The organism is Halomonas sp. C10-5 (assembly GCF_057169305.1).
Map to the genome: position 1 here is coordinate 1577269 of NZ_CP175665.1, position 24210 is coordinate 1601478.

General features: G+C 66.9%; 24 protein-coding genes and 1 tRNA gene. 20 read left to right on the top strand and 5 right to left on the bottom strand.

Translation table 11 applies throughout. From position 1 onward, the window contains the following. Positions 1-17: 17 nt before the first annotated feature. A complete protein-coding gene (locus tag ACJ7IV_RS07315; RefSeq protein WP_483866414.1) occupies positions 18-983 on the bottom strand; it encodes a zinc metalloprotease HtpX in 966 nt (321 codons plus the stop codon). Positions 984-1487: 504 nt separating this feature from the next. On the opposite strand from ACJ7IV_RS07315, the gene ACJ7IV_RS07320 reads away from it, so the two are divergent. The 7 genes from ACJ7IV_RS07320 to ACJ7IV_RS07350 all read left to right on the top strand — a co-directional run bounded on the left by ACJ7IV_RS07320 (position 1488) and on the right by ACJ7IV_RS07350 (position 11333). Continuing rightward, a complete protein-coding gene (locus tag ACJ7IV_RS07320; protein ID WP_483866559.1) occupies positions 1488-5165 on the top strand; it encodes an ATP-binding protein in 3678 nt (1225 codons plus the stop codon). 26 nt (positions 5166-5191) lie between these two features. Then, complete coding sequence (locus tag ACJ7IV_RS07325; RefSeq protein WP_332875625.1) at positions 5192-5818, top strand: condensin complex protein MksE; 627 nt, start codon at positions 5192-5194, stop codon at positions 5816-5818. After that, positions 5815-7050 (top strand): hypothetical protein, encoded by a 1236-nt coding sequence (locus tag ACJ7IV_RS07330; RefSeq protein WP_282040260.1) that lies wholly within the window; start codon positions 5815-5817, stop codon positions 7048-7050. The genes ACJ7IV_RS07325 and ACJ7IV_RS07330 overlap by 4 nt, the downstream gene beginning before the upstream one ends. Before the next feature lie 6 nt (positions 7051-7056). After that, positions 7057-7947: a DUF7281 domain-containing protein gene (locus ACJ7IV_RS07335; protein ID WP_483866415.1), complete on the top strand. Its 891-nt coding sequence runs from the start codon at positions 7057-7059 to the stop codon at positions 7945-7947. After that, positions 7947-9404 carry a DNA recombination protein RmuC gene (locus ACJ7IV_RS07340; RefSeq protein ID WP_483866416.1) on the top strand — a complete coding sequence of 486 codons (1458 nt, stop codon included), beginning with the start codon at positions 7947-7949 and terminating at the stop codon, positions 9402-9404. Before ACJ7IV_RS07335 ends, ACJ7IV_RS07340 begins: the two co-directional genes overlap by 1 nt. Before the next feature lie 105 nt (positions 9405-9509). Next, positions 9510-10733, top strand: a complete 1224-nt coding sequence (locus tag ACJ7IV_RS07345) for a DUF4236 domain-containing protein (protein ID WP_483866417.1) — start codon at positions 9510-9512, stop codon at positions 10731-10733. A gap of 132 nt (positions 10734-10865) precedes the next feature. Beyond that, entirely contained in the window at positions 10866-11333 is a 468-nt protein-coding gene (locus ACJ7IV_RS07350) for a hypothetical protein (protein WP_483866418.1), read from the top strand. Positions 11334-11377: 44 nt separating this feature from the next. Here the strand turns inward: ACJ7IV_RS07350 and ACJ7IV_RS07355 are convergent, their stop codons facing one another. Then, positions 11378-12331: a GlxA family transcriptional regulator gene (locus ACJ7IV_RS07355; RefSeq protein ID WP_483866419.1), complete on the bottom strand. Its 954-nt coding sequence runs from the start codon at positions 12329-12331 to the stop codon at positions 11378-11380. A 147-nt stretch (positions 12332-12478) separates the two neighbouring features. Here ACJ7IV_RS07355 and ACJ7IV_RS07360 point away from each other — a divergent pair, with 147 nt between their 5' ends. Next, positions 12479-13354: an MBL fold metallo-hydrolase gene (locus ACJ7IV_RS07360; protein WP_483866420.1), complete on the top strand. Its 876-nt coding sequence runs from the start codon at positions 12479-12481 to the stop codon at positions 13352-13354. Between the two features lie 275 nt (positions 13355-13629). Here ACJ7IV_RS07360 and ACJ7IV_RS07365 read toward each other — a convergent pair. Further along, positions 13630-13706: transfer RNA gene (locus ACJ7IV_RS07365), tRNA-Pro, on the bottom strand. Between the two features lie 295 nt (positions 13707-14001). Here ACJ7IV_RS07365 and ACJ7IV_RS07370 point away from each other — a divergent pair. From ACJ7IV_RS07370 to ACJ7IV_RS07380, 3 genes are all read left to right on the top strand, one after another. Beyond that, the gene (locus ACJ7IV_RS07370) at positions 14002-14268 is read left to right on the top strand and encodes a DksA/TraR family C4-type zinc finger protein (RefSeq protein ID WP_483866421.1); all 267 of its coding nucleotides are present in this window, start codon (positions 14002-14004) and stop codon (positions 14266-14268) included. Between the two features lie 90 nt (positions 14269-14358). Beyond that, complete coding sequence (locus tag ACJ7IV_RS07375; RefSeq protein ID WP_483866422.1) at positions 14359-14718, top strand: CidA/LrgA family protein; 360 nt, start codon at positions 14359-14361, stop codon at positions 14716-14718. After that, a complete protein-coding gene (locus tag ACJ7IV_RS07380) occupies positions 14715-15449 on the top strand; it encodes an LrgB family protein (protein WP_483866423.1) in 735 nt (244 codons plus the stop codon). The genes ACJ7IV_RS07375 and ACJ7IV_RS07380 overlap by 4 nt, the downstream gene beginning before the upstream one ends. Before the next feature lie 63 nt (positions 15450-15512). On the opposite strand, the gene ACJ7IV_RS07385 is transcribed toward ACJ7IV_RS07380, so the two are convergent. Then, positions 15513-15842, bottom strand: coding sequence for a hypothetical protein (locus ACJ7IV_RS07385; RefSeq protein ID WP_483866424.1), 330 nt, complete (start codon positions 15840-15842; stop codon positions 15513-15515). Between the two features lie 138 nt (positions 15843-15980). On the opposite strand from ACJ7IV_RS07385, the gene ACJ7IV_RS07390 reads away from it, so the two are divergent. From ACJ7IV_RS07390 to ACJ7IV_RS07410, 5 genes are all read left to right on the top strand, one after another. Then, positions 15981-16154 carry a DUF2970 domain-containing protein gene (locus ACJ7IV_RS07390; RefSeq protein WP_213311133.1) on the top strand — a complete coding sequence of 58 codons (174 nt, stop codon included), beginning with the start codon at positions 15981-15983 and terminating at the stop codon, positions 16152-16154. Positions 16155-16322: 168 nt separating this feature from the next. Further along, positions 16323-17441 carry a cytochrome c oxidase subunit II gene (gene coxB, locus ACJ7IV_RS07395; RefSeq protein ID WP_483866425.1) on the top strand — a complete coding sequence of 373 codons (1119 nt, stop codon included), beginning with the start codon at positions 16323-16325 and terminating at the stop codon, positions 17439-17441. 58 nt (positions 17442-17499) lie between these two features. Beyond that, complete coding sequence (ctaD, locus tag ACJ7IV_RS07400) at positions 17500-19134, top strand: cytochrome c oxidase subunit I (protein WP_483866426.1); 1635 nt, start codon at positions 17500-17502, stop codon at positions 19132-19134. Between the two features lie 30 nt (positions 19135-19164). Next, positions 19165-19764, top strand: coding sequence for a cytochrome c oxidase assembly protein (locus tag ACJ7IV_RS07405; protein WP_483866427.1), 600 nt, complete (start codon positions 19165-19167; stop codon positions 19762-19764). Continuing rightward, positions 19761-20618, top strand: coding sequence for a cytochrome c oxidase subunit 3 (locus ACJ7IV_RS07410; RefSeq protein WP_483866428.1), 858 nt, complete (start codon positions 19761-19763; stop codon positions 20616-20618). Before ACJ7IV_RS07405 ends, ACJ7IV_RS07410 begins: the two co-directional genes overlap by 4 nt. A gap of 23 nt (positions 20619-20641) precedes the next feature. On the opposite strand, the gene ACJ7IV_RS07415 is transcribed toward ACJ7IV_RS07410, so the two are convergent. Next, the gene (locus ACJ7IV_RS07415) at positions 20642-20833 is read right to left on the bottom strand and encodes a DUF2909 family protein (RefSeq protein WP_483866429.1); all 192 of its coding nucleotides are present in this window, start codon (positions 20831-20833) and stop codon (positions 20642-20644) included. Between ACJ7IV_RS07415 and ACJ7IV_RS07420 the strand changes: the two genes are divergently transcribed. From ACJ7IV_RS07420 to cyoE, 4 genes are read left to right on the top strand one after another with little or no spacing between them, the layout of a single operon-like run. Continuing rightward, positions 20832-21560, top strand: a complete 729-nt coding sequence (locus tag ACJ7IV_RS07420) for an SURF1 family protein (RefSeq protein WP_483866430.1) — start codon at positions 20832-20834, stop codon at positions 21558-21560. The two genes, ACJ7IV_RS07415 and ACJ7IV_RS07420, sit on opposite strands and share 2 nt — an antisense overlap. After that, entirely contained in the window at positions 21557-22105 is a 549-nt protein-coding gene (locus ACJ7IV_RS07425; protein ID WP_483866431.1) for a hypothetical protein, read from the top strand. Before ACJ7IV_RS07420 ends, ACJ7IV_RS07425 begins: the two co-directional genes overlap by 4 nt. A 42-nt stretch (positions 22106-22147) precedes the next feature. Further along, complete coding sequence (locus tag ACJ7IV_RS07430; RefSeq protein ID WP_483866432.1) at positions 22148-23215, top strand: COX15/CtaA family protein; 1068 nt, start codon at positions 22148-22150, stop codon at positions 23213-23215. Then, on the top strand, positions 23208-24161 hold the full coding sequence (gene cyoE, locus ACJ7IV_RS07435) for a heme o synthase (protein WP_483866433.1): 954 nt from the start codon (positions 23208-23210) through the stop codon (positions 24159-24161). The genes ACJ7IV_RS07430 and cyoE overlap by 8 nt, the downstream gene beginning before the upstream one ends. Positions 24162-24210: the final 49 nt, after the last annotated feature.

The following is a 24210-nucleotide window of genomic DNA, read 5'->3' on the forward strand; positions in this document are numbered from 1 at the left end:
GTGCCGTCTGCGTTACATCACTGGCGCCGGTTGCCGGGGCGGCCGAGCCAGTAGCGATGCCCCTGGCGCTCCGGGCGTGTCTCCACCAGTGGATGGGAGGGTCGATAGGGGCGCGAGGAGGGCGGCCGGGGCCCCTGCTGCGAGGCCAGCGCCAGCAGGCGCCGCACCCGCTCATCTGTCGGCGGATGGGTCTGCAGGTAGTGCAGCCAGCTCGGGAGTTGCCTGCGGCCGAACAGGGTCGTCAGCCACATCCCGTTGCGTCGCTCCAGGGCCTCCAGGGCGTCGGCCAGGCCCTGCGGATCGCGGGTCAGCGCCGTCGCCTCCAGGTCGGCGGTAAACTCGCGGTTGCGCGACAGTGCCAGCTGCAGCAGGGTGCTCGCCACGGGGGCCAGCCCCACCACCATCAGCTCCAGCCACGGCATGCGGATCTCGCCGGCCATGGCCATGGGCAGCATGGCGATCAGCGCCAGCTGCACCAGGAAGGCCCCCCAGATGGTGAGCCGTGTCATGGTGGCGGCCATGGACATCACCCGGGTGTCGCCGTGGCGCAGATGGCTGACCTCATGGGCCAGCACCCCGGCCAGCTGGCGCAGCGACAGGCCGTGCAGCAACCCCTCGGTGACGGCGATACCGCCGTCCCTGGCATCTCCCACGGCGAAGGCGTTGAGATCCGGCGAGGGCACATAGAACAGCCAGGGCTGCTGGGTGAGCCCCGCCCGCCGATAGAGCAGGTCCATCACTCGATAGAGCTGTGGTGCCTGGTGGCGATGCAGCACCCCGGCGCCGGTGCGCGCCAGCAGCAGTCGCGCCGGTATCCGACCACCGAGGTAGAGGGTCAGCATCACCAGGCCGAAGGCCCACAGCACACCGCCGCTTCCCGCCAGCAACCAGGCGGGCACCGCAAGCAGCAGCGACATGCCGGCCAGGATCAGCAGGTGCTGAAGGGTATTGTGCAGGCGCTGGGCGGTGAAGCGAGAGAGCATGGCGAGCCTCCTGTCGACGCCAGCGTAACCCGCCGGCGCCTGCCATGACAGCCGAGGCGCATCCATGGCACCGGTCTGTAACGCTGGGTATCGCTGCGAAAAAAATTTTATGGAAATACTTCCCGGATATTGAAATCTGTGCGGCGGTGCGCTTTATTAGACGGGTAACCAAAAAGGAGACACGCCATGTCACTGCCCATCCACACCCCGGAAGTCCTGGAATACCTGCTGCAGAAGGCCGAGGCCGTCAAGGCCGCCCACGAGGCGATCGCCGCCTATATCGGCTGAGTTTCTCCCCGGCCAGGGATGGCCACTTGTTCACCTCTCCTGACTTCTTCGCTTTCCCACACGCACGCTGCGTTTGGCGCCGCGGCCGGCCCGCTTGCCGGCATCCTGTCCCGCGGGCCGCCCCCTGTCGATTGAGAAGGCCACGCCGCTACGGCACTATGTGCGCTCGCCGGCGATGACCCGGCTACCGCCATGCCAAACGACCAGGGACGCGACATGGGCCAGCTGCTTCGCATCGTGATGATACACGGCCACCTCGAAGGCGTGGTCGAGCTCAGTGTGGATGGCCACACCAATATCTGTGGTACCAATGCCTCGGGAAAGACCACCCTGCAGCGGCTGGTGCCGGTGTTCTATGGTGAACTGCCCAACAAGGTGGTGCCACGCACCCGCCTCAAGTTCGATGCCTTCTACCTGCCGCATCGCAACAGCTACCTCGTCTACGAATACCGCCGCGAGGAGGGTGATGTGTGCCAGGCGGTGCTGACACGGCGTAGCGAGGGCGGAGTCGAGTACCGCTTCGTCGGCGACGCCTACCGCCCCGAGGATTACCTGGTCGAGAGCGAGGCCGGCGTGGCCGCCCTGGACTATGCCCAGTGGGCCAACGGCCTGCGCCGGCGGGGCGTATCGGTCTCGCCCAAGCTGGGGGCGACCTCCGAGTATCGCGCGGTGATCCAGAACGACTTCACCCAGACCGGGACCCAGCCCCGGGGCAACAGCAAGGAGGGGTTGCGCCTGCGCCAGGTGGCCGCCCGCTTCAGCCTGGTGCGTCCCGGCCAGCGCATCCGGCATATGGAGAAGCTGGTCTCCGCGGTGCATGCCAAGGAGGGCAAGATGGATACCCTCAAGACCATGCTGGCGGCGATCTTCGAGGAGGACGGGGTCGAGTTGCCGGTGACCCATATCCGCAATACCAAGGCCCGCGAGTGGATCGCTCGCATGCGCCAGTCCATGCGCCTGGAGCCGCTGCAGCGCTCGCTGGGTGAGCTCGAACGCCTGGATCGCGAGATCGCCGACCTTGAGGCGACGCTGTGGCAGCTCAAGCCCCAGCTGGAGGCGGACCGCCACCGTGCCGCGCGGGACCAGGCCGAGCGCGAGGCCGAGATCCAGCAGCGCCAGCGTGACTTCAAGGCCCTTGATACGGCTTATCAGGAGCGCCGCGACGCCCTCAACGACCGTGCCAGCCGAGTCGACAGCGAGCTCGACCAGACCCGCGGCGTGCTCGATGACCTGCAGCGCCAGTTCGAGGCCTACGAGACGGCGGATATGCCGGGCCTGGAGCAGGACCTCAAGGCGCTGCCCCAGTGGCGTGAGCAGCAGCAACAGCTGCGCGACCACCTGGAGCTGATGCAGCAGGCGGTCAAGGAGAGCAAGGCCAAGCTGGAGGCGCGCCTGGTGGAGCTGGGCGACCTGCTCGAGTCGCGCCGCGACGACCTCCAGGCGCTGATCGATGCCCTGGGCGAGGAGAAGGAGGCCTGCCGCGACCAGCAGGGCGAGGCCGAGAGCCGCCTGGATGCCGACTACCAGGCTCGCCGCCAGGCCCTGGATGATGACTATCGCGCCCGCCTGGAGCAGGTGACCGCGCGTCTCGCCGAACTCAAGGCGCAGCTGTCCCACACCGCCCAGAGCGCGGAGGAGGCCCGCGAGGCAGAGCAGGCCCAGGCTCGGGTCGACCAGGCCCAGAGCGAGCAGAGCGCCACCGCCGGCGCCGTGGAATCACTGCGTGGCGAGCTCGATGAGTGCCGCCAGGCCCGGGGGCTCGCCGAGCGCGACCTGGAGCTGGCCCGCACCCAGCTGTCGCGTTCCCGCGGACACCTCGACGAGTTGCTGGTCCAGCGTGATCCCGCCCAGGGCAGCCTGCGCCACTTCCTGCGCCATCACCGCCCGGGCTGGGAACAGGGCCTGGGCAAGGTGATCGCCCCGGAGCTGCTCGAGCGCCGCGACCTCGCTCCCCAGTTCAACGACGATGGCAGCGACGACCTGTTCGGGCTCGCCCTGGACCTCGCTGCCATCGCGCTGCCCGATTACGCCCAGGACGAGGCCAGCCTGCTGGCCGAGATCGAGGCCGCCGAGCAGGCGCTGGCCCAGGCCGAGGAGGGCGAAGCGGCTGCCGAGAAGTCGCTGCGCGGTTGCCACCAGAAGGTGCAGGAGGCCGATGCCCGCCTCGAGCGGGCGCGTACCGCCCGCCGCCGTGCCGCCGAGGAGGTGGACTACGCCCTGCAGGCCCGCAGCCAGTGCCAGCAGCGCCACGCCGCCGCCCAGCAGACGCGCCAGGCCAGCGCCAAGGAGGCGCTGGCGGAGCAGGAGGCCGCTCACCAGGCGCTGCGCGACGAGCAGCACCGGGCGCTGGAGGCGCTGGCCGACGGCCACCGTGCCCAACGCCTGGAGCTGACCGCCGACTTCCAGGGGCGGCTGGCCGGCTTCGACCAGCAGGTCGCCCAGTACCGCCGCCAGCTCGCCGAGCACAAGGAGGAGCATCGCCGCCAGCGTGACGAGCTCACCGCCGCCTTCGATCGTGAGCTGGCCGAGCAGGGTGTCGACCCCGAGACCGTGCGTGATACCCGCGCGCGGCTGGAGGCGCTGGGCAAGCGTATTCGCCAGACCACCGAGCGCGAGGATGAACTGAGGGAATATCGTCACTTCATGCGCGTGGAGTGGGGCGAGCGCAAGCCGCGCCTGGTCGCGAAGGAGGCCGAGCTTGCCCGCGACCGGGATGCCCTGGTGCGGGAGCGCGAACAGCACGCTGCCGACTTCCGTACTGCCCGCAGCGAGCATCAGGCCGCGGTGAGCGAACTTGCCACCCGGCGTGACGCCGCCAAGGCGCTGGTGGAGACCCTGGCGCCGCTACTGGACAAGCTGGAAACCCTGGCCCTGGAGCCGGCTCCCGAGCCCCTCGGCGAGGCACCGGGGGATGTGGAAGAGCGCATCGAGCGCCTGCGCCAGGGTCTCACCGACCACGCCCGTGAGCTCGATGCCCTGCGCCGTGGCTGCGAGAAGCTCGAGTCCGAGCTGATCAAGGGAGCCAGCGCCGACTTCCAGGCCACCCTGGCGGCCGAACGCGCCCGGCTCGACGGCGAGAGCCCGCGCCGCCTGCTGCCGGTGATCGCCGGCATGCTCCAGCTGCTCGAGGGGCAACAGCAGCAGCTGCTGCAGGAGGGGCGCAACCTCTCCGACGACCTCGACAAGTTCTTCACCGTATTCAGCGATCTCAACCGGCGCATCAGCGCCCAGAGCCGGCGCCTCTCCGACGAGGTGGCCGACGACCTGGTGCTCGAGGGCATCGGCCGCGCCGAGGTGAGGATCCAGTCGACCATCGACGAGCTGGGCTTCTGGGAGCCGCTCAAGCGCTTCGCCCAGCGCTACCGCGAGTGGCGCGACTCGGGTCAGCCGCTCCCCGGCGACGACTACCTGGATGCCCTGGCCGACGTGGTGGAGCTGCTGCGCAGCGACCAGCAGTACAGCTTCGAGAGCCTGCTGCGCCTGGAGCTGCACCTCAACGAGGGCGGCACCGACCTGGTGATCCGCAACGACCGCCAGTTGCTGGAGTCCTCCAGCCACGGCATGGCCTACCTGATCCTGTGCAAGTTCCTGCTCGCCTTCACCCGACTGTTGCGTGGCCCGGCCGAGATCGCCATCCACTGGCCCATCGACGAGATCGGCACCCTGGCCTACCACAACGTCGAGAAGCTGTTCGACGCCTGTGACAACAACCGCATCCATATCGTCGGCGCCTTCCCCAATCCGGAGTCGGACGTGCTGTTGCTGTTCCACAATCGCTACCTGATCGACCGTGACGAGGCCGCCCCAGCCAAGCGCCGTCTCAAGCGCATCGAGCCGCGCCTGAGCCGCCTGGCCCAGCGCCTGCAGGCCCGCGCAGAGGAGGCGGCATCATGAGTGAACATACCCCGATGGAGCGCTCCATGGTGGAGTTCGGTCCCCTGCTGGAGCGCCTGCTGGCCGGCGAGTTCATCTGCGCGGTGAGCGACGAGGGCGCCTTTCGCCGCCTGCAGGACGATGAGACCCGCGAGCGGATCGACGCCTACCTGCGCCCGCTCAACCGCCGCCTGGCCAGCAACGACGAGGGCAGCGTCTATTTCCTGGCCTGGCGGGTGCTCGACGAGGCCGCCCGGGAGCAGCTGTCGCGGCAGCTGGGCGAGACCGTGGCGAGCCTGCTGCCGCTGCTGGAGTGGCTGCAGCTGGTCCAGGAGGCGCTGGGGCGCGACGGGCCGGCCGCGCCCGGTGAAGTGCTCAAGCCCGCCGACTTCAGCTCGCGCTGCGAGGACAACCAGGGGCTGCGCGAGCGTCTCGAGCGCCTGGCCACCGACCCCTTCTTCGGTTCCCAGAGCGACCAGCTCGACGCCCAGCTCAAGCAGGTGTTCAAGCGGCTCAAGGAGCACGGCTACCTGCTCCAGCCCCATGCCGACCGCCAGTACTACCTGGTCACCGCCAAGATCGACTACCTCATCGACCTGGCGCGCTTCATCCGCGACGAGGAGAACCTGCCGGTGGATGACCAGGCGCCGAGCGGCCAGGAGAGCCTGCTGTGAGTGTCGACCATCCCCACGCCCTGGAGAGCCGCCTGGTCAGCACCGGCGTCGAGCGCCTGACGCTGCTGGGCAAGCACGCCGAGGCGCTGATGGCCGGCTACGCCCGGGACGAGGTGCCGCTGGAGGGGCTGAGCACCACCGCTCTCAACCGGCTGCTGGCGGCACGCATCCTGTGGCGCCCCGATGAGCAGGGCGGGGTGAAGCTGGCGCCCAAGGTGCGCGAGTTGATCGCCGAGATGCTCGCCGACGAGAGCCGCCGCCACGTCAACGCCGATGTGGCCGAGACCCTAGAGCTGTTGCGCAGCCTGGTACAGAGCTATCGTGAGGCCCGCGACGGTGGTGAGTACTGGCGCCAGGAACAGCAGCTACTGCGCCTGCGCCAGGAGGTGGATGACCTCAATGGCCGCTTCGCCGACGCCATCGACAGCCTGTGGCGACGCCTCAACGGCGATTTCGGCTTTGTCAGCCGCCTGGGCGACAAGATCCGCGAGAACCAGCGTGCCCAGAAGCAGATCGTGCGCCTGCTCGATGGCCTCGCGCTGATCGACTTCGACGAGCTGATCGAGCTGGTGGGCAGCGATGGCGCGCTGCGCAAGCTGCTGGTCAGCGGCCTGCAGCAGCAGCTGACCCAGCACTACACCAGCCTGCGCGAGGTACAGCGGCGCCTGGTCGAGCTGATGGCGCGCTTCCGCCAGCAGCAGTCGCGCAGCCGCCTGGTGGCCGGCATGGCCGGCTTCCTGCGTGAGCACCCAGGCTTCGTCCCCGGCAACTACGCCCGGCGCGGCGAGGTGCCGGCACTGGTCAACCGTGCCGCCCCGCTGGTCGCCGCCGGTGCCGCCGCCCTAGACCACCATCCCGATAGCCGTGTGCTCGGCGAACTGCTGCACCGCCTGCCGCGGCCCGCTCCGCGCCCGCAGCCGGTGACCGCCGCGGGTGCCGCCGCGCCTCAGGAGGATACCCTCGTGGCCGCTCGCCAGCAGGCCCTCAAGGAGGATGTGGAGCGCTTCTATCTGGCGGTGGTGGACGGCGGCGAGGGGCTCAGCGCCCTGGAGTTCCTGCAGCAGGGGGAGTACGAGTGGAGTGAGGAAATCTGGCTATTCCAGGTGATCGCCGAATTCCAGGGGCTACCCAGAAGCGAACAGCGCGCCTTCCGCCTCAGCCAGCAGGAGAGCCAGGCGAGCCGCTACAATCATGTCCGGCTGATCCACGACGTCACCCTGCAGCTCGCCTGAGGCCTCATGCATCTATCGTCCCGCGCCCGCAACCTGCTCCGCGACGCCGACCAGGCGTTGCGACGCTCCGCCCGCCAGGAGAGGCCTCGCCGCCAGGTGGTGAACGAGGTGGTCGCCTGGTGCCAGGCGCACGATATCGAACTCGGTGCGCGCCTCACCCATGCCCGCCTGGTGTTTGACCGTGAGCTGCTGGACCGCATCGACGAGGCCCTGGCCGCCCTCGGCGAGCCCGCCATCGCCGCCGGGCTCTCCGGCCTGACCACCGCCGAGCAGGCGGAGCTCGGCAACCGTGAGGCGAAGGGCGTCCGCGAGAAGCCGCGTGAGCGGCGGGTGCTGGCCAGCCTGCCGGCGGTGAGCCGTCCAGGGGTCGCTTGCCGGGCGCACGACTGCCTCGATCTCGATCGTCGCGACCTCAACCTCGCCGCCTTCGACGCCCTGGTGCAGGTCGAGAACCTCGACAGCTTCTACGGCTTGCCCGACACGCTGCCGGCACTCTCGCCCTGGCCGCGCCCGCTGGTGCTCTACCGCGGCGATAGCTTCTATGGCGGCGGCTTCACCGACCTGGCCACCGACTGGGCCGCAAGCGGTCGGCCGCATCTCTACCTGGGCGACTTCGATGCCAAGGGGGTGTGCATTGCCTTGGAGCGCGGTGCCAGCCACCAGCTGTTGCCACCCTTGGCGGTGGTAGCCGAGCGTGCCAATGCCCAGCAGCTGCCCCCCGAGCAGCAGCGCTACCAGGCGGCGCTGCGTAAGCATGCTGCGGGGCTCCCCGAGGACCATCCGCTGGCTGGCTATCTTGCCATCCTGCTCGGCGAGCAGCGTGGCCTGCTGCAGCAGTGGTTCGGCAGCACCGACGACTGGGTCGTGGTGCCGCTGCACCCCTGCCCGACTCCCTGATGCCCCAACCGGACGACGCCACTGTGGAATACCTGCAGACGCTCGACACGACTCAGCTGATCCTGGGCCTGGCCACCTTCGCGGCGGGCCTCGTGATCGCCTTCGCCCTCCAGCAACGTCGCATCGCTGCCGCGCGCCGCGAGCGGGAGGTCATGCGTGGCGAGCTGCATGCCCAGCAGCTGGAAGCCCGCGAGCAGACGGTGGCGCTGCAGGTGGCCGAAGGCGAGGTGGAGACCCAGCGCGAGGCCAACCAGGCCCAGGCGCGGGAGCTCGAGCGCTTCCGCGAGGCCTACTATGCGCTCAAGCAGACCCATGGCGAGCTGACCACTCGCCTGGAGGAGAAGGAGGCGCACTTCGCCCGCCAGCTTCAGTGGATGGAGGAGAGCAAGGGCCAGCTCAGGGTGGAGTTCGAGAACCTCGCCAACGAGCTGCTGGAGCAGAAGGGCAGGGCCTTCTCGTCGCTCTCCGAGCGCAACCTGCAGGGACTGCTCAAGCCCTTCCAGGAGGAGATCAAGGGCTTCCGCGAGAAGGTCGAGACCCTCCACCACCAGGAGACCGCCCAGCGCGCCAGCCTGACCACCGAGCTCAAGCACCTGCAGCAGCTCAATCGCGATATCACCGACCAGGCCGCCCAGCTGACCGAGGCGCTCAAGGGGCAGAAGAAGGTCCAGGGCAACTGGGGCGAGCTGATGCTGGAGAACGTGCTCGATAGCGCCGGCCTGCGCCCCGGCGAGGACTACCAGCGCGAGAAGAGCTTCACCACCGAGGCGGGCAAGCGTCGCCCCGATGCGCTGGTCTACCTGCCCGAGGGGCGCCACCTGGTGATCGACGCCAAGACCTCGCTTGCCGCCTACCTGGAATACGTCAACGCCGAGGACGAGGCGACCCGCCAGCGGGCACTGGCCGCCCATGCCCGAGCGGTGGGCGATCGCATCGAGGAGCTGGCCGACAAGCACTACTACGACCTGCCGGGGCTCAACTCGCCGGAGGTGGTGATCATGTTCATCCCGGTGGAGTCGGCCTATATCGAGGCGCTGCGCCACGACGCCACCCTCTACCAGCGCGCCATCGAGCGCAACGTGCTGGTGGCCACCCCCACCACGCTGCTGACCAGCCTGAATATCGTCGGCCAGCTGTGGCGCTTCGAGAACCAGAGCCGCCATAGCGCTGAGCTGGCCCGCAAGGCCGAGCGCTTCCACAGCAAGCTCTCCACCTTTCTCGACAGCATGCAGGACGTGGGCCGCAAGCTCGATGGCGCCCGCGAGAGCTACGACCGGGCGCTGGGGCAGCTGGTCAACGGCCGCGCTAACCTGGTTAAGCAGGCCAGCGAGTTCCGCGAACTGGGCGTGGCGGTAAAGAAGGAGCTGCCTGCCGAGATCCTCGAGCGTGCCAGGCTCGAAGTGGGGCCCGGGACTACGCCAGCAGAGGACGAACCGCTGGACCCGCAGCGCGACTGAACGAGCTGGCGTTGGAAAGCGAGCGGTTTTCTGGTCAGCTGTCGGTAGCCGGTGGTTCCCCGGCGTCGCCGTGATTGCCGACATCACACAGGACAGGGAGTCAGGATGGCCTTTCGTTTTCAGCGCCGCATTCGCCTCGCACCCGGGGTGCGCCTCAATATCAGCAAGCGAGGCCTTGGCCTCTCGCTGGGTCCGCGGGGTGCCAGCCTCAGTGTGGGGCCGAGTGGCGTGCATGGCCACGCCGGGATCCCCGGTACCGGGCTTGCCTACCGGCAGAAGCTGAACGGAGGCGATGGTCACTCCGGAAGGAACGCAGGAGCCGCGGGTTGCGATGCTGCTGCCCTGGAGGCGCAGCTGGCCGAGGGCGGCAGCCTGGCCGTGAAGCTGGAGATCGATGAGAGTGGCCAGGTCATCTACTTCCATGCCGACGGGGTGCCGATGTCGGATGCCGAGGCGAGGGTGTTGCGCCGGCATGCCGAGGAAGTCCTGCGTGAGCAGCTCCAGGCCCTCTGCGAGCGGCTCAATGCCGACCTCGACCGGCTCGGTCGGCTGCATGAGGAGACGCCCGCGCCGGAGGCTGCCGGCTATGCGATGCGCGACTTCGGCGAGCCACCCCCGGCGCCGTTCCAGCCGCTGGCCCCGGTGTGGTGGCATGCGCTGTGGCCTCCGGCCCGGCGAGCCCGGGAAGTGCAGAGTCGGCGCCTGAGGGCCGAGTTCGACGAGCGCTATCGGGCCTGGGAGTGGCGCAAGGCGGAGCATGATGCCGCTGAGTTCGCCCGCTATCAGCGCGAGAGTGATGGGGTCTGGGATGACCCGGAAGCCATGGAGGCCACCCTGCGCGAGCGGCTGGAGGAGATCGACTGGCCCCGCGAGACGCTGGTCGATTTCGACCTGGGCAGCGATGTCTCGACCATCGCCCTGGATATCGACCTGCCCGGTGAGGAGGAGATGCCGGATCGCTACTGGGGCATGCCGCCCAAGCAGCTCAAGCTCTCGCCACGCAGGCTGAGTGCCACCCGCCAGCGCAAGCTCTACCGTGATCACGTGCACGGCATCGCCTTCCGTGTGCTGGGGGCGGTTTTCGCCCGCCTGCCCGGAGTCGAGGAGGCCCGCGTCTCCGGCTATCGCCGGGTGGTAGATCCTGCCACCGGCGCTGAGCGTGACCAGTACCTCTACAGCGTCAAGGTCAGCCGGGCGCAGTGGTTGAAGATCCACTTCGACAGCCTCGACCAGATCGATCCGGTGGCCGCCCTGGAGGCCTTCACCCTGCGCCGCGACATGACCAGGACCGGCATCTTCCGCGATATCGAGCCACTGAAACTCGTGTAGCCGGAAGTCGCGGTTGGTGTGCCAGGTCAAGGCGGCGGGCGTTCCACGGGCTTATGCTGGAAGTATCCAGACCGTACGCGGCTTGCCAAGAGTGAAGCTGCGCCGCCATCGGCCCCTGCAGAGGAAATTGCCGTGATTATCCAGCATCGTATCGACCGCCCCTACGAACCCGGCCATATCGAGGTCTATGGCGATGAGCCCTATGAGTGGCGGATCCTCGACCACAGTGGCCATGTGGTACGCGACAGCGCCGGCTATGGCAGCGGCAACGCCAGCTACAGCTCGGCCGAGGTTGCCCTGCGCGACGCCATCACCTTCGATGCCGATGACAGCGTAGTGCCGATCTTCTTCCGCCACGGTGCCGATGCCGAGCTGGAGAACTCCGCTCAGACCCACCGTACCGCCGACAGCCTGCGTGCCATGGCCCTGGCCTTGAAGAGTGCGGCCAGCCAGGCCGTGCTGGACAGCCGTCACGCCACCGATGATGAGGCCCAGGACTACCTGGAGGCGCGTAGCGAAGTGATGGAGCGCATGATCCAGCAATTGGAGGAGTGCGCGGAGGGGCTGCGGGATATCGGCGTCTCAGCACCGTCTGATTGAACCGCTCTCCCTTGCCGTGGGTACGAAAGCGGGTCCGGTGATGCTCAGTGGGTCTCGCCGAAGGTCTTGCGCCAGTCCCTAGGGCTGATCCGATGGCGCTGCCTGAAGTGCTGCCGGAACGACGTGGCCGTGTGGAAACCGATCCTTTCGGCAATGGCCTCTACCGACAAGGACGTGGTTTCCAGCAGCTCGCGTCCTCGCCGTAACCGCTCGCTCACCAGCCATTCCAGCACCGTCATGCCGGTGGCCTTGTGGAAATGGCGCGTGAAGGTACGCCGGCTCATGGCGGTACGGGCAGCGAGCTCGTCGATAGTGTGCGACTCCGCGAGGTGTTCTCGCAGATAGTCGAGCAGGCGGTTGATATGCGCATCCTGGGTCGAGGAGGCCACCGGCTGCTCGATGAACTGTGCCTGGCCACCCTCCCGATGCGGGGGGACCACCATGGCCCGGGCCACCTTGTTGGCAATCTGCGCGCCGTAATACTCGCGCAGCAGGTACAGGCAGCAATCCAGGCCGGCCGCGGTGCCGGCAGACGTCACCAGGCGATCCTCCTCCACGTAGAGCGCATTGGTATCCAGCTTGACCCTGGGAAAGCGGCTATGGAAATCGCGCTCGGCCATCCAGTGAGTCGACGCCCGCCTGCCGTCCAGCAACCCGGCGTAGGCCAGGGCATAGGTGCCATAACACAGGCCGACCACATGGGCACCCCGCTGATGACAATGGACCAGCGCCTCGGCCAACGCCGGCGGCGGTGGTTCATTCAGGACATGCCAGCCTGGCACCACCGCGATATCCACCCAATCCAGCAATTCCAAGCCGCCGTCGGGCCGTATCGTCATCGCCCGTTCGGCTTCCAGCGGCTTCCCCTCCGGGGCCACGATGAACAGCTCGAACAGCGGACGATCGAGCAGAGCCATGCCGAACACGGTATAGGGCACCGAGAAATGGAAGGGGCTGATATTCGGGTACAGGATCAGTCCGACTCTGGGAAGCGGCAAGGTGCGTCTCCTGGGATTCGATTGTTCATCAGTATTGCATCGTGGCCCGAAACTTTCGAAGATTGTCATTCAGGCCAATTATCTGTCCAGGTGAACCCCTCTAGACTGCTTGCCATCAACCTAGCAACGCAATCGAGGAGTATCCATATGCTGATCAAGACCCTCGCCGGTTCCCTGGCCCTGGCCACAGCCCTTATCGCCGGCACGGCATCCGCTGAGACGATTTCTCAGGAGGCGACTCAGCAGGTGCAGCAGATCCGCAACGCCACGCTGAAGATCACCTATGAGGACACGACCTTCCTGATCGATCCCATGCTGGCCGAGCAGGGCGCCTACCCGGGCTTCGAGGGCACCTACCGCAGCGAGTTGCGCAACCCGCTGGTCGGGCTGCCGATGTCGGCGGAGGAGGTGATCGATGACACGGACGCCGTGATTGTCACCCACACCCACCTCGACCACTGGGACGCCGCCGCCCAGGAGCTGCTGCCGAAGGATATCCCGGTGTTCGCTCAGTACGAAGACGATGCGGAGATGATCCGTGAGCAGGGCTTTACCCATGTGCGCGTCCTTTCCGATACGGCCGAGTTCGATGGCGTCACCCTGAGCAAGACCGGCGGCCAGCACGGCACCGATGAAATGTATGCCTCACCTGAAGTCGCCGCCGCTCTCGGGGAGGTGATGGGCGTGGTCTTCCAGGCACCTGGCCAGGAGACTCTCTACCTGGTGGGCGACACTATCTGGCGCGATGAAGTCGATCAGGCGTTCGATGAGTACGACCCCAAGATCGTAGTACTGAACGCCGGACAAGCGCTGCGCAGCGATTATGATGAATCCATCATCATGGGCAAGGAAGATGTACTCCGCGCTACCCAGGTAGCACCAGAAGCAACCGTGATCGCCACGCACATGGATGCCATCAACCATATGTCGCTGACACGGGAAGAGCTGAGAGAGTACGTGCAGGCACAAGGCATCGAGGATCATGTCGATATCCCCGCCGATGGCGAGATTCTCTCTTTCTGATTCCGATCTTCTTCCGATCCCAAGGGCCGCCAGCTGCATGGCGGCCCTTTTCTTTCTACTGGCTGCCTGGAGGAACTCTCTTTCTGAATTTCCTTGGTAGTCAGTGGTCTGGATTCCGGGACGGAAGGGAATATCAGAGCGGGGCAGAAAGTAGCGGCATGTTATAGGTAGCTGAGGTTTCTTTCGACGCGTGCTACCCATACGCCACTACAAAAAGCGCAACGAAAAAACGCCACCCGGCATGATCCGTAAGTGGCGGTTTCTCTTGATGTTTCTGGTCGGAGCGACAGGATTCGAACCTGCGACCTTTGCAACCCCATTGCAACGCGCTACCAAGCTGCGCCACGCTCCGACTCTGTTTTCGGGTTTTGTGGCCATCTGGCCTGTCCCCCGAGAACGAGGCGTATACTAGCGCTTTCGTCGGCAAATGAAAAGCCCCTTTTGCACTTTCTTATCAACCGCTTGGCTCGGGGCCGCTGGGGCCGGCGTGGGTTATGCACTATGATGTGACGCAATCATCAGGATCGAGCACAAGCGGTGGCGTGGTTCGCCGCGGAGAGGTGTGTCCGGTAACCCAGTTCGGGACCTTCCCGTTCGGGCCGGGCGCGAGTAGGCGTTGCCGGCCTGATGGCCGGGAGGAGATGGAGATGGCGGGCGGATGGAGCAAGGATGGTGCGGTTCAGGATCAGATCGATGCCAGCGTTGAGGATGCGGTATCGCTGGCTCGAAGCCGGCTGCCGCATGGAGAGAGCCTTACGCACTGCGAGGAGTGCGATGACGAGATACCGCAGGCCCGGCGCGAGGCCATTCCCGGGGTGCGTCTGTGTGTCGCCTGCCAGGCAGAGCGCGACAAGCGGCAGGGTGCATCAGCGGGCTACAACCGCAGGGGCAGCAAGGACAGCCAGTTGCGCTGAGCCGGCTCGTCCTGGGCGGTGGTTCGCACCGGTGCGGGGCAGTACGCCCTGCGTTCCGGCTTGGGTGGCCTTGTACGCGGGAGGTGGCGAATGCCGCTGATCATGGGAATGAGCGTGCTGCTCGCTTGTCAGTTTCTGGGAGAACTGGTGGCGCGTGGCCTGACCATGCCGATTCCGGGACCGGTGATCGGCATGGTGATCCTGCTGGTGGGTCTGATGGTGCGTGGCAAGGTGCCGGACAGCCTGCGCCTGACGGGAGAGGGGCTGCTACGTTACCTCACGCTGCTCTTCGTGCCGGCGGGCGTGGGGTTGATGGTCCACTTCGCCCTGATCGGACGCGACCTGTGGCCGATCCTCGTCACCCTAGTGGTATCCACGGCGCTCACCCTGGCCACCACCGCCTGGGCCCTGGATCGGCTCAATCGTCGCCGCGGAGGGCCGGGGCGATGAACGTCGCGACACTCGACCAGCTATGGGTCTATCTCTCCGGTAATCCGCTGCTCTCCCTGCTGGTGACGCTGCTGGTGTTTACCCTGGCGGTGCGCATCAACAAGGCACTGGGGGGCACGCCGCTGGTGCACCCGGTCACGCTCTCCATCGCCATTCTGATCGGCCTGCTGCTGCTGGTGGACATGGAGTATTCCACCTACTTCGAAGGGGCCCAGTTCATTCACTTCCTGCTGGGTCCGGCCACCGTGGCACTGGCGATTCCCCTCTATGATCATCGCGAGCGGATCAGGCGCCTGCTGATGCCGCTGCTGCTGGCCTGTGGGGTGGGCATCGTTACCGCGGTGGCCAGTACCCTGGGAATCGCCCTGGCCATGGGGGCGCGACTGGAGACGGTGCTCTCCCTGGCCCCGCGCTCGGTCACCTCTCCCATCGCCATGGGTATCGCCGAGCAGATCGGAGGCATTCCCTCCCTGGCCGCGGGATTGGTGCTGCTGACCGGTTCCATCGGCTGTGCGCTGGCGCCCTGGGTATTCCGCCTGTTGCGCATCAAGGATCCGGCGGTGCAGGGCTTTGCACTGGGGCTCTCCGCCCACGGCTTCGGCACCGCCCAGGCCTTCGCGCATATCGGTGCCGTGGCCGGGGCCTTCTCGGGCCTGGCCATGGGCCTGACCGGCTTGCTGACGGCCTTCCTGCTGCCGCTGATCACAGGGCTGTTCGGGTTGGGCAACTGAGTAGGCGCCCTTGAAGGGCGCCTGGGGTGTCGTCTGACGCTGTGCGGACGCGGCCAAGGTCGGTCAGATCTCCTCCCATAGCCGCTTGCGGAAATCGTGGGTGAGCTGGGTAGCCTGCTCCAGGCGCTTCATCTGGGCATCGCCCACTTCCTTCACCAGCTTCTCGTAGCATGCCTGCACCTCTTCCGGGGTGGTGGGCTGCTTGCCGTCGAAGCACTTGGCGATCTTCTCACCGCTCTCGGCGATGGCCTTCAGGAACTGGGCCTCCAGCTGCAGGGCCTCGGCAAGGCTCTCCATCCACGCCAGCTGGGTGCGGGCCATGGGATTGACGCCCTGGGTCCACTGCTGCTGCCACCACTCCAGCATCGGGTTGGCAAAGGGATTCTGGGTCATGATGACCTCCTGCGGAATGCACCATCGGATGACTTTGCGGCAAATGCCGTGGTCTCTTGACTAGAGTATAGGAGAGGTGGACGGGGAAGACCTGCGGTGGAACCGCGCGTGTTCGATTTCCGGCATGGGGAGTGTGCGATGTGGAGCGTGGTCAAGTCTGTGCTAGCGGCCTTCTTCGGTGTGCAGAAGGATGTGCAGCGGCGCGAGGACTTCGAAAAGGGCCATCCCGTGGCCTTCATCGTCGTGGGCCTGCTCATGGCGCTGCTGCTGGTGGTCGGGGTGGCCTTCATCGCCGTGACGGTGGCCCGTTGAAATTGCCGTTGGCGGAATGGAGTTCTGCGACAGTTGGCCGCAGGCGAGGGGTCTACACTCACTTTATGAGGTGTATCTGAACTGATCGAGCAGTAGCGTGCAGTTACCGCACGACACGACAGCTCACGACAACAATAAGCCACGACAACTAGCTAGGAGGAGGCGCCGATGCGCACGTTCATCGTGTGGATGGCAGGTTGCCTGGTCGTCCCCCTGATGACGACGCTGGCCATGGCCAACGGCTGGAACATGCCGGTGGGTGTGACCGACGTCAGCCGTGAGGTTCACTCGCTGCACATGACCATCTTCTGGATCTGCGTGGTCATCGGCGTGGTGGTGTTCGGGGTGATGTTCTACTCCCTGTTCCGTTTTCGTCATTCCAAGGGGGCCAAGGCGGCGCACTTCCACGAGCACACCCTGGTCGAGGTGATCTGGACGGCGATCCCGCTGCTGATCCTCATCGGCATGGCAGTCCCCGCCACCGCCACCCTCAAGAAGATGTACGACCCTTCCGATGCCGACCTGGATGTGATGATCACCGGGCAGCAGTGGCGCTGGCGCTACGAGTATCTGGGGGAGGACGTCGCCTTCACCTCCAACCTCGGCACCCCGCGAGAGACGATCCGCGGCGAGGGAGAGCGGGGCGAGCACTACCTGCTCGAAGTCGATGAGCCGCTGGTGCTGCCGGTGGGTCGCAAGGTGCGCTTCCTGCTCACCTCCGACGATGTCATCCACTCCTGGTGGGTTCCGGATCTCGCCGTCAAGCAGGACACCATTCCCGGCTTCGTCAACGAGAACTGGGTGCGGATCAACGAGCCCGGTATCTATCGCGGCCAGTGTGCCGAGCTGTGCGGCATGGACCACGGTTTCATGCCCATCGTGGTGCAGGCCCTGGAGGAGGAGGAGTTCGATGCCTGGCTGGCCGAGCGCAAGGAGGCCAGCGCCCAGGAGGCATCGGGCGTCGACCGCGAGTGGTCCATGGACGAACTGATGGCGCGCGGTGAGCAGAGCTACAACGCCGTGTGTGCCTCCTGTCACCAGGCGGATGGCAGCGGCAATCCGCCGGCCTTCCCGGCCCTGGCGGGCAATCAGGCATTGATGGATGAGCGGGAGCGCCATATCGAGACCGTGGTCAACGGAGTCTCGGGCTCGGCCATGCCGGCGTTCCGCAATACCCTGAGCCCGGTGGAGATTGCCGCCGTGATCACCTATGAACGCAACGCCTGGGGCAATGAAACCGGTGACCTGGTTCAGCCGGCGGAGATTGCCGAGCGGCTGGCCGACTAGACCGGCTCCCGGTTCCCCAACGATCAGACAAGAACAGCGAAGATCAGGGAGATTCACCATGGCACCCAAGTTGCCCTTGCATCACCCCGTCGAGCAGAGCTCCACCGCCAGTGCCGGCGGCCAGGCGGCGGCGCATCCCGCCCCGCCGCGTGGCCTGATGCGCTGGCTGCTCACCACCAACCATAAGGAGATCGGCAGCCTCTACCTGATCTTCTCGCTGACGATGTTCTTCATCGGTGGGGTATTCGCGCTGGTGGTGCGCGCCGAGCTGTTCCAGCCCGGCCTGCAGCTGGTGGAGCCGGAGTTCTTCAACCAGATGACCACCATGCACGGTCTGATCATGGTGTTCGGGGCGATCATGCCTGCCTTCGTGGGGTTGGCCAACTGGATGGTGCCACTGCAGATCGGTGCACCGGACATGGCCCTGCCGCGGCTCAACAACTTCAGCTTCTGGCTGTTACCGGTGGCCTTCACACTGCTGCTCAGCACCCTGCTGATGCCGGGGGGTGGCCCCAACTTCGGCTGGACCTTCTACGCGCCGCTCTCCACCACCTATGCGCCACCATCCACCACCTTCTTCATCCTCTCGCTGCATATCGCCGGCATCAGTTCGATCCTCGGGGCCATCAACATCATCGCCACCATCCTCAACCTGCGCGCACCGGGCATGCGACTGATGGACATGCCGCTGTTCTGCTGGACCTGGCTGATCACCGCCTTCCTGCTGATTGCAGTGATGCCGGTGCTGGCCGGGGCGGTCACCATGATGCTGATGGACATCAACTTCGGTACCAGCTTCTTCAATGCCGCCGGCGGCGGGGACCCGGTGCTGTTCCAGCACCTGTTCTGGTTCTTCGGGCATCCCGAGGTCTACATCATGATCCTGCCGGCCTTCGGCATCGTCTCGGCGATCATCCCGACCTTCTCGCGCAAGCGCCTGTTCGGCTACGCCTCCATGGTCTATGCCACGGCGGCCATCGCCATCCTGTCGTTCCTGGTCTGGGCCCACCATATGTTCACTGTGGGCCTGCCGCTGGCCGCCGAGCTGTTCTTCATGTACACCACCATGCTGATCGCGGTGCCCACCGGGGTGAAGGTGTTCAACTGGATCGCCACCATGTTCCGCGGCTCCATCAGCTTCGAGCCGCCGATGCTCTTCGCGCTGGCCTTCGTGGTGCAGTTCACCATCGGTGGCTTCTCGGGGCTGATGCTGGCGATCTCGCCTGCCGACTTCCAGTACCACGACACCTACTTCGTGGTGGCTCACTTCCACTATGTGCTGGTGCCGGGTGCACTGTTCGCGATCCTCGCCGCGGCCTACTACTGGTTGCCCAAGTGGACCGGCCACTACCCCAACGTGAAGCTGGCCCAGTGGCACTTCTGGCTGTCGGTGATCGGGGTCAACCTGACCTTCTTCCCCATGCACTTCTCCGGCCTGGCCGGCATGCCGCGGCGCATCCCCGACTACGCCCTGCAGTTCGCCGACTTCAACCTCGCGTCCAGCCTGGGGGCCTTCATGTTCGGCGCCTCCCAGCTGCTCTTCGTGCTGCTGATCATCAAGTGCGTGCGGGGCGGCGAGAAGGCACCGGCCAAGGCCTGGGAGGGCGCCGAGGACCTCGAGTGGAGCGTGCCGAGCCCGGCGCCCCTGCATACCTTCGAGCACCCGCCCACCTTCCGCTGTGAGGGTGAATGACGCCCATGCCAAGCACAGGAGGAGTCGCTCATGCCTGAGAGTCATGCCTCGCCGAACGCGTCCCGCCGGGGGGTGCGCCGCACCGTCGCCAAGACGCTGTTTGCCCTGGCCGGCATGTTCGCCTTCGCCTTCGCCCTGGTGCCGCTCTATGACGTGTTCTGCGAGGTCACCGGCCTCAACGGCAAGACCAGCGGTTCGGCCCAGGCGATCGTCCATGAGGAGGTCGACGACTCGCGCATGGTGACGGTGCAGTTCATCACCCGGGGCAGCGCCGGGCTGCCGTGGAACCTGGAGGTCGAGACCAGCCAGGTGCGCCTGCACCCCGGCCAGAGCGCCGAGGTGGATTTCACCTTCCACAATCCGGCCGAGACGGCGCTGTGGGGGCGGGCGGTGCCCAGCGTGTCGCCGGCCGAGGCCACGCCGCACCTGCGCAAGCTGGCCTGCTTCTGCTTCCAGGAGCAGCGCCTGGAGGCGGGCGAGCGCCTGGAACTGCCGCTGGTCTTCCAGCTGGCTCGCGACCTGCCCGAGGACGTCAATACCCTGACCCTGGTCTACACCCTGTATCCGGTCACCCGCGATGAAGCCGTGCTTCAGGCCCGGGCGACTGCCGGCAAAGGAGATGAGGCATGAGTGGTGGCAGCTACTACGTCCCCGCAACCAGCAAGTGGCCGATCCTCGGCTCGCTGGCGCTGGGCACGATGATGATCGGAGCCGGCATGCTGATGGTGCATGGCCGGGGGAGCGCACTGCTGGTGGCGGGGGTGCTGGCGGTGCTCGCGGTGATGGGGCTGTGGTTCCGGGATGTGGTCAAGGAGTCCCGGGGCGGGCTCTACGATGCCCAGATGGATCGCTCCTTCCGCCAGGGCATGGCCTGGTTCATCTTCTCCGAGGTGATGTTCTTCGCCGCCTTCTTCGGTGCGCTCTTCTATGTGCGCACCTTCGCGCTGCCGTGGCTGGACGGCGAGGGGGCCAAGGGCGTGGCCGCACTGCTGTGGCCGGAATTCACCGCCAGCTGGCCGCTGCTGGAACCGCCGGGCGACGTGGCCGGCCCCCGCGATACCTTCAGCCCCTGGCAGCTGCCACTGGTCAACACCCTGATCCTGGTGGGCTCGAGCATCACGCTCACCGTGGCCCACGAGGGGCTCAAGGAGGGGATGCGTGAGACCACGCGCAACTGGCTGCTGGTCACCGTGCTGCTGGGCTTCACCTTCATCATCATCCAGGGCGTGGAGTACTACGAGGCCTACCACCACTACGGCATCACCCTGGAGGCGGGGATCTACGGGGCGACCTTCTTCCTGCTTACCGGCTTCCATGGGGCCCACGTGATTATCGGTGCCACCATCCTCACGGTGATGCTGCTCCGTATCCTGCGGGGGCACTTCGCCCCGGAAAACCACTTCGGCTTCGAGGCGGCGGCCTGGTACTGGCACTTCGTGGACGTGGTATGGATCGGGCTCTTCCTGTTCGTCTACGTGTTCTGATCCGGTGTCAGGGACTCGCAGGATCAGCCCAGACTGCCGGCATAGAAGCCGTAGAAGAGCAGGGCCAGCAGGGTGGCGGCCAGCGCCACCCGCAGCTTCAGGGAGACCAGCAGGCGCCGTGAGGTGCCGCTGTCGCGCAGCAGGAAGCCGGCGCCGGCGGCCAGGCTCGTCAGCATGGCCAGGAACACCAGAGCGATCAGGACCTTGAGCAGCATGGAACACTCCTTGGGCAGCAATGTTTCCCAGCATGCCCGCCGCGGAAGGTGGCGGCAACGCCTGTGGTGGAGCCTGTGGTCGCTGCTGGTGGTGCTGGGGCTGGCGCTGGGCCTCTGGCAGTGGGAGCGCGGCGAGGAAAAGCGTGACTATCTGGCGCGGCTGGCGAGTGCGCCGACCCTGACAGCGCCCAGCGAGATGCCCCCCGAGGGCAGCCGTCTCACGCTCAGCGGCGAGTACCTGGCGGACCGCACGCTGTTTCTGGACAACCGCACCCATGACGGTCGCCTGGGGGTCGCTCCGCTGACCCCGCTGCGAGGCGATGATGGGCGGATCTGGCTGGTGCAGCGCGGCTTCCTGGAGACCGGCACCAGCCGTGCCGACCCTGCCGTGGCGACGCCACAGGGCAGGGTCACCCTGCGTGGACGCTGGCAGGCGGCGGGTGAGGGCGCGCCGCTGTTCGGTCCCAACCATGAGGGGGCACGGCTGCAGCGTATCCAGCTCGACGCCTGGGCCCTCGACTTCGCCCACCCTGGCTGGCTGCATCTGGAGGAGGGGCCCGGCGCGCTGCCTGCCTGGTGGACGCCCAGTGTGATGCCGCCGAGTCGCCATGTGGGTTATGCCGTCCAGTGGTGGGGCCTGGCGCTGGCGGCGCTGGTGGTGATGATTATCGGCGGGCGGCGCATGCGCCGTGACCGCGACGGCTTGCCCACGGAGGACTCACGATGACGATGAACCATGCTGCGCGCCATGGGCGGCTGAAGCTGGTGGCGCTGTTGCTGTTCCTTTCCCTGCCGGTGCTGGTGGCCACGGTCATGGCGCTCTGGCGAATCGGCATCCCCGAGGGGCGCACGGCCCATGGCGAGCTGGCCCCTGAGGTCCCGGTTCTCGCCGAGTGGCCACTGGCCACGCCCATGGCAGCGTCGATGTCCGGCGACTGGGTACTGGCCTTCGACTGCAGGCAGCGCTGTGCCGAGCTGAGCGACCAGTGGTGGCGGCTGCATCGCGCCCTGGGGCGTGAGGCGCCCCGCGTCAGCCGGTTGCGCGTGGGCGGTCGGGCCGAGGCGCTACCCGGCGAGGTGGTGGCGCGCTGGGCCGAGCGGCCGTGCTGGCTCGAGTCGGGTCGGCTATGGCTGCTCGACCCGCGTGGACAGCCGGTGCTCGGCTATCCGGCGGATGTGGACCCCTATGCGGTGAAGGCAGACCTGGGACGCCTGCTGCGCATGAATCCGGAGGCCCCCTGGGAGGGTGGCCAGGAGCTGGCGGGGCGCTGATCCATTCGCGGCAATGTCGTGGCAAATGAGGGAGGTGGGGCGATGCACGCAGCACAGCGCCGACTGGCACTGCTCAAGGTACTGAGCCTGGCGGGAGTGGTGTTCACGGTGGGGGTGATTCTGCTGGGAGCGTGGACGCGCCTGGTGGATGCCGGGCTGGGCTGCCCCGACTGGCCGGGCTGCTATGGCGCCCTGGTGGTGCCTGACGAGGGGCGAGCCCTGGCCCACAGTCCGGAAGCACCGCTGGAGAGTGCCAAGGCCTGGATGGAGATGATCCATCGCTATGTGGCATCCACCCTGGGAGTGCTGGTGATTGCCCTGGTGGTGCTGGGGAGGCCCCTGCGGCGGCGTGCCGACTATCCCTGGCGTCTCAGCCTGGGGCTGCTGGCCTTGATCCTGGTGCAGGGGGCATTCGGTGCCTTCACGGTGACCCTCAAGCTGTGGCCCCAGGTGGTCACCCTGCATCTGCTGGGGGGGCTGGCGGTGATGCTGGTCTTCCTGTGGCTGCATCTGCGCCTGAGGCGTTGTGCAAGCGGCATCCTGACACCGGGCGGGGTTGCCGCGCCGCGCCGCGCTCTGACGCCGCTCTGGGGGCTTGCCGCCATGCTGCTGGTGGCTCAGCTGGCGCTGGGCGGCTGGGTATCGAGCAACTATGCCGGCATCGCCTGTCAGGGATTCCCGACCTGCAACGGCGAATGGTGGCCGGCCCTGGACTGGAGCGAGGGCTTTCACCTGACCCAGAGCGTCGGCCCCAATTACCTGCATGGCCAGCTGCATGCCGAAGCGCGCAGCGCCATCCAGGTGGGGCACCGCCTGGGGGCGTTGGCGCTGGGAGTCGCGATCCTGGCGCTGCTGCTGTGCTACCGACGCGAGACGGCGATGCGTCCGTGGCTGGGGGCCCTGGCCCTGGCCTATGGGGTGCAGTTCTCGCTAGGGGTGGCCAATGTGCTGCTGTGGCTGCCTCTGTGGCTGGCGCTGCTGCATACCGCAGGCGCCGTGGCGCTGGTGCTGAGCCTGGCGCTGGCCGCCTGGAGATGGCGCTGCCTGGCGCCGGCATCGACCACGACACAACAATCATCGTTGCAGAAGAAGGAGTGGCTCCATGTCTGATGCGCTGACGACCGAGATCCGTGTCGCCGAACTCCCGTCCCCGGCGCTGGGTGAATGGGGCTGGCGGGACCTGGTGACCCTGTGTAAGCCGCGGGTGGTGCTGGTGATGCTGGTGTGTGCCCTGGTGGGCATGGCGCTGGCCCAGCCGGTGCTGCCGTCGCCGGCCGTGGTGCTTTACGGCCTGGTCGGGATCGGCCTGACCGCCTGCGGGGCCGCGGCCTTCAACCATGTGGTCGACCGGCGACTCGATGCCATGATGCTGCGTACCTCACGACGCCCGCTGGCGGCAAGGCGCATGCCTGGCAGCATCGCCCTGGCATGGGCCACGCTGCTCTCGCTGGCCGGACTCGGCCTGCTGGTTTGGCAGGTCAATGCCCTGACCGCCTGGCTGACCCTAGGCTCGCTGATCGGCTATGCGCTGGTCTATACCGCCTTCCTCAAGCACGCCACGCCCCAGAACATCGTGATCGGCGGGGTGGCCGGGGCGGCGCCGCCGCTGCTGGGCTGGACGGCGGTGACTGGCCAGGTCGGCCCCGAGCCGTTGCTGCTGGTGCTGATCATCTTCGCCTGGACCCCGCCGCACTTCTGGGCACTGGCGCTTCACAAGCGCGATGAATATGCCCGTGCCGGGGTGCCGATGCTGCCGGTCACCCATGGGGAGGCCTTTACCCGCCTGCAGGTGTGGCTCTATGGCTGGTTGACCGTGGCGGTGACCCTGCTGCCCTTCGCCATCGGCATGAGCGGGGCGCTCTATCTGGTCGGGGTGATGGCGCTCAATATGCGGTTCATGGTCTGGAACTACCGGGTGTGGCGGGGGCAGGACCCGAAGGCCCCTCTGGCCGCCTTCTGGTTCTCGATCCGCTATATTCTGGGACTGTTCGGGGTGCTGCTGCTCGACCACTATGCCCAGGCGTGGTCGCTGTGGGTGGCTCCGGCGATGCCGTGAGTCAGGTGGGCTGTGGTACCAGACGACGCGGGCCCGGCAGATGCCGGGC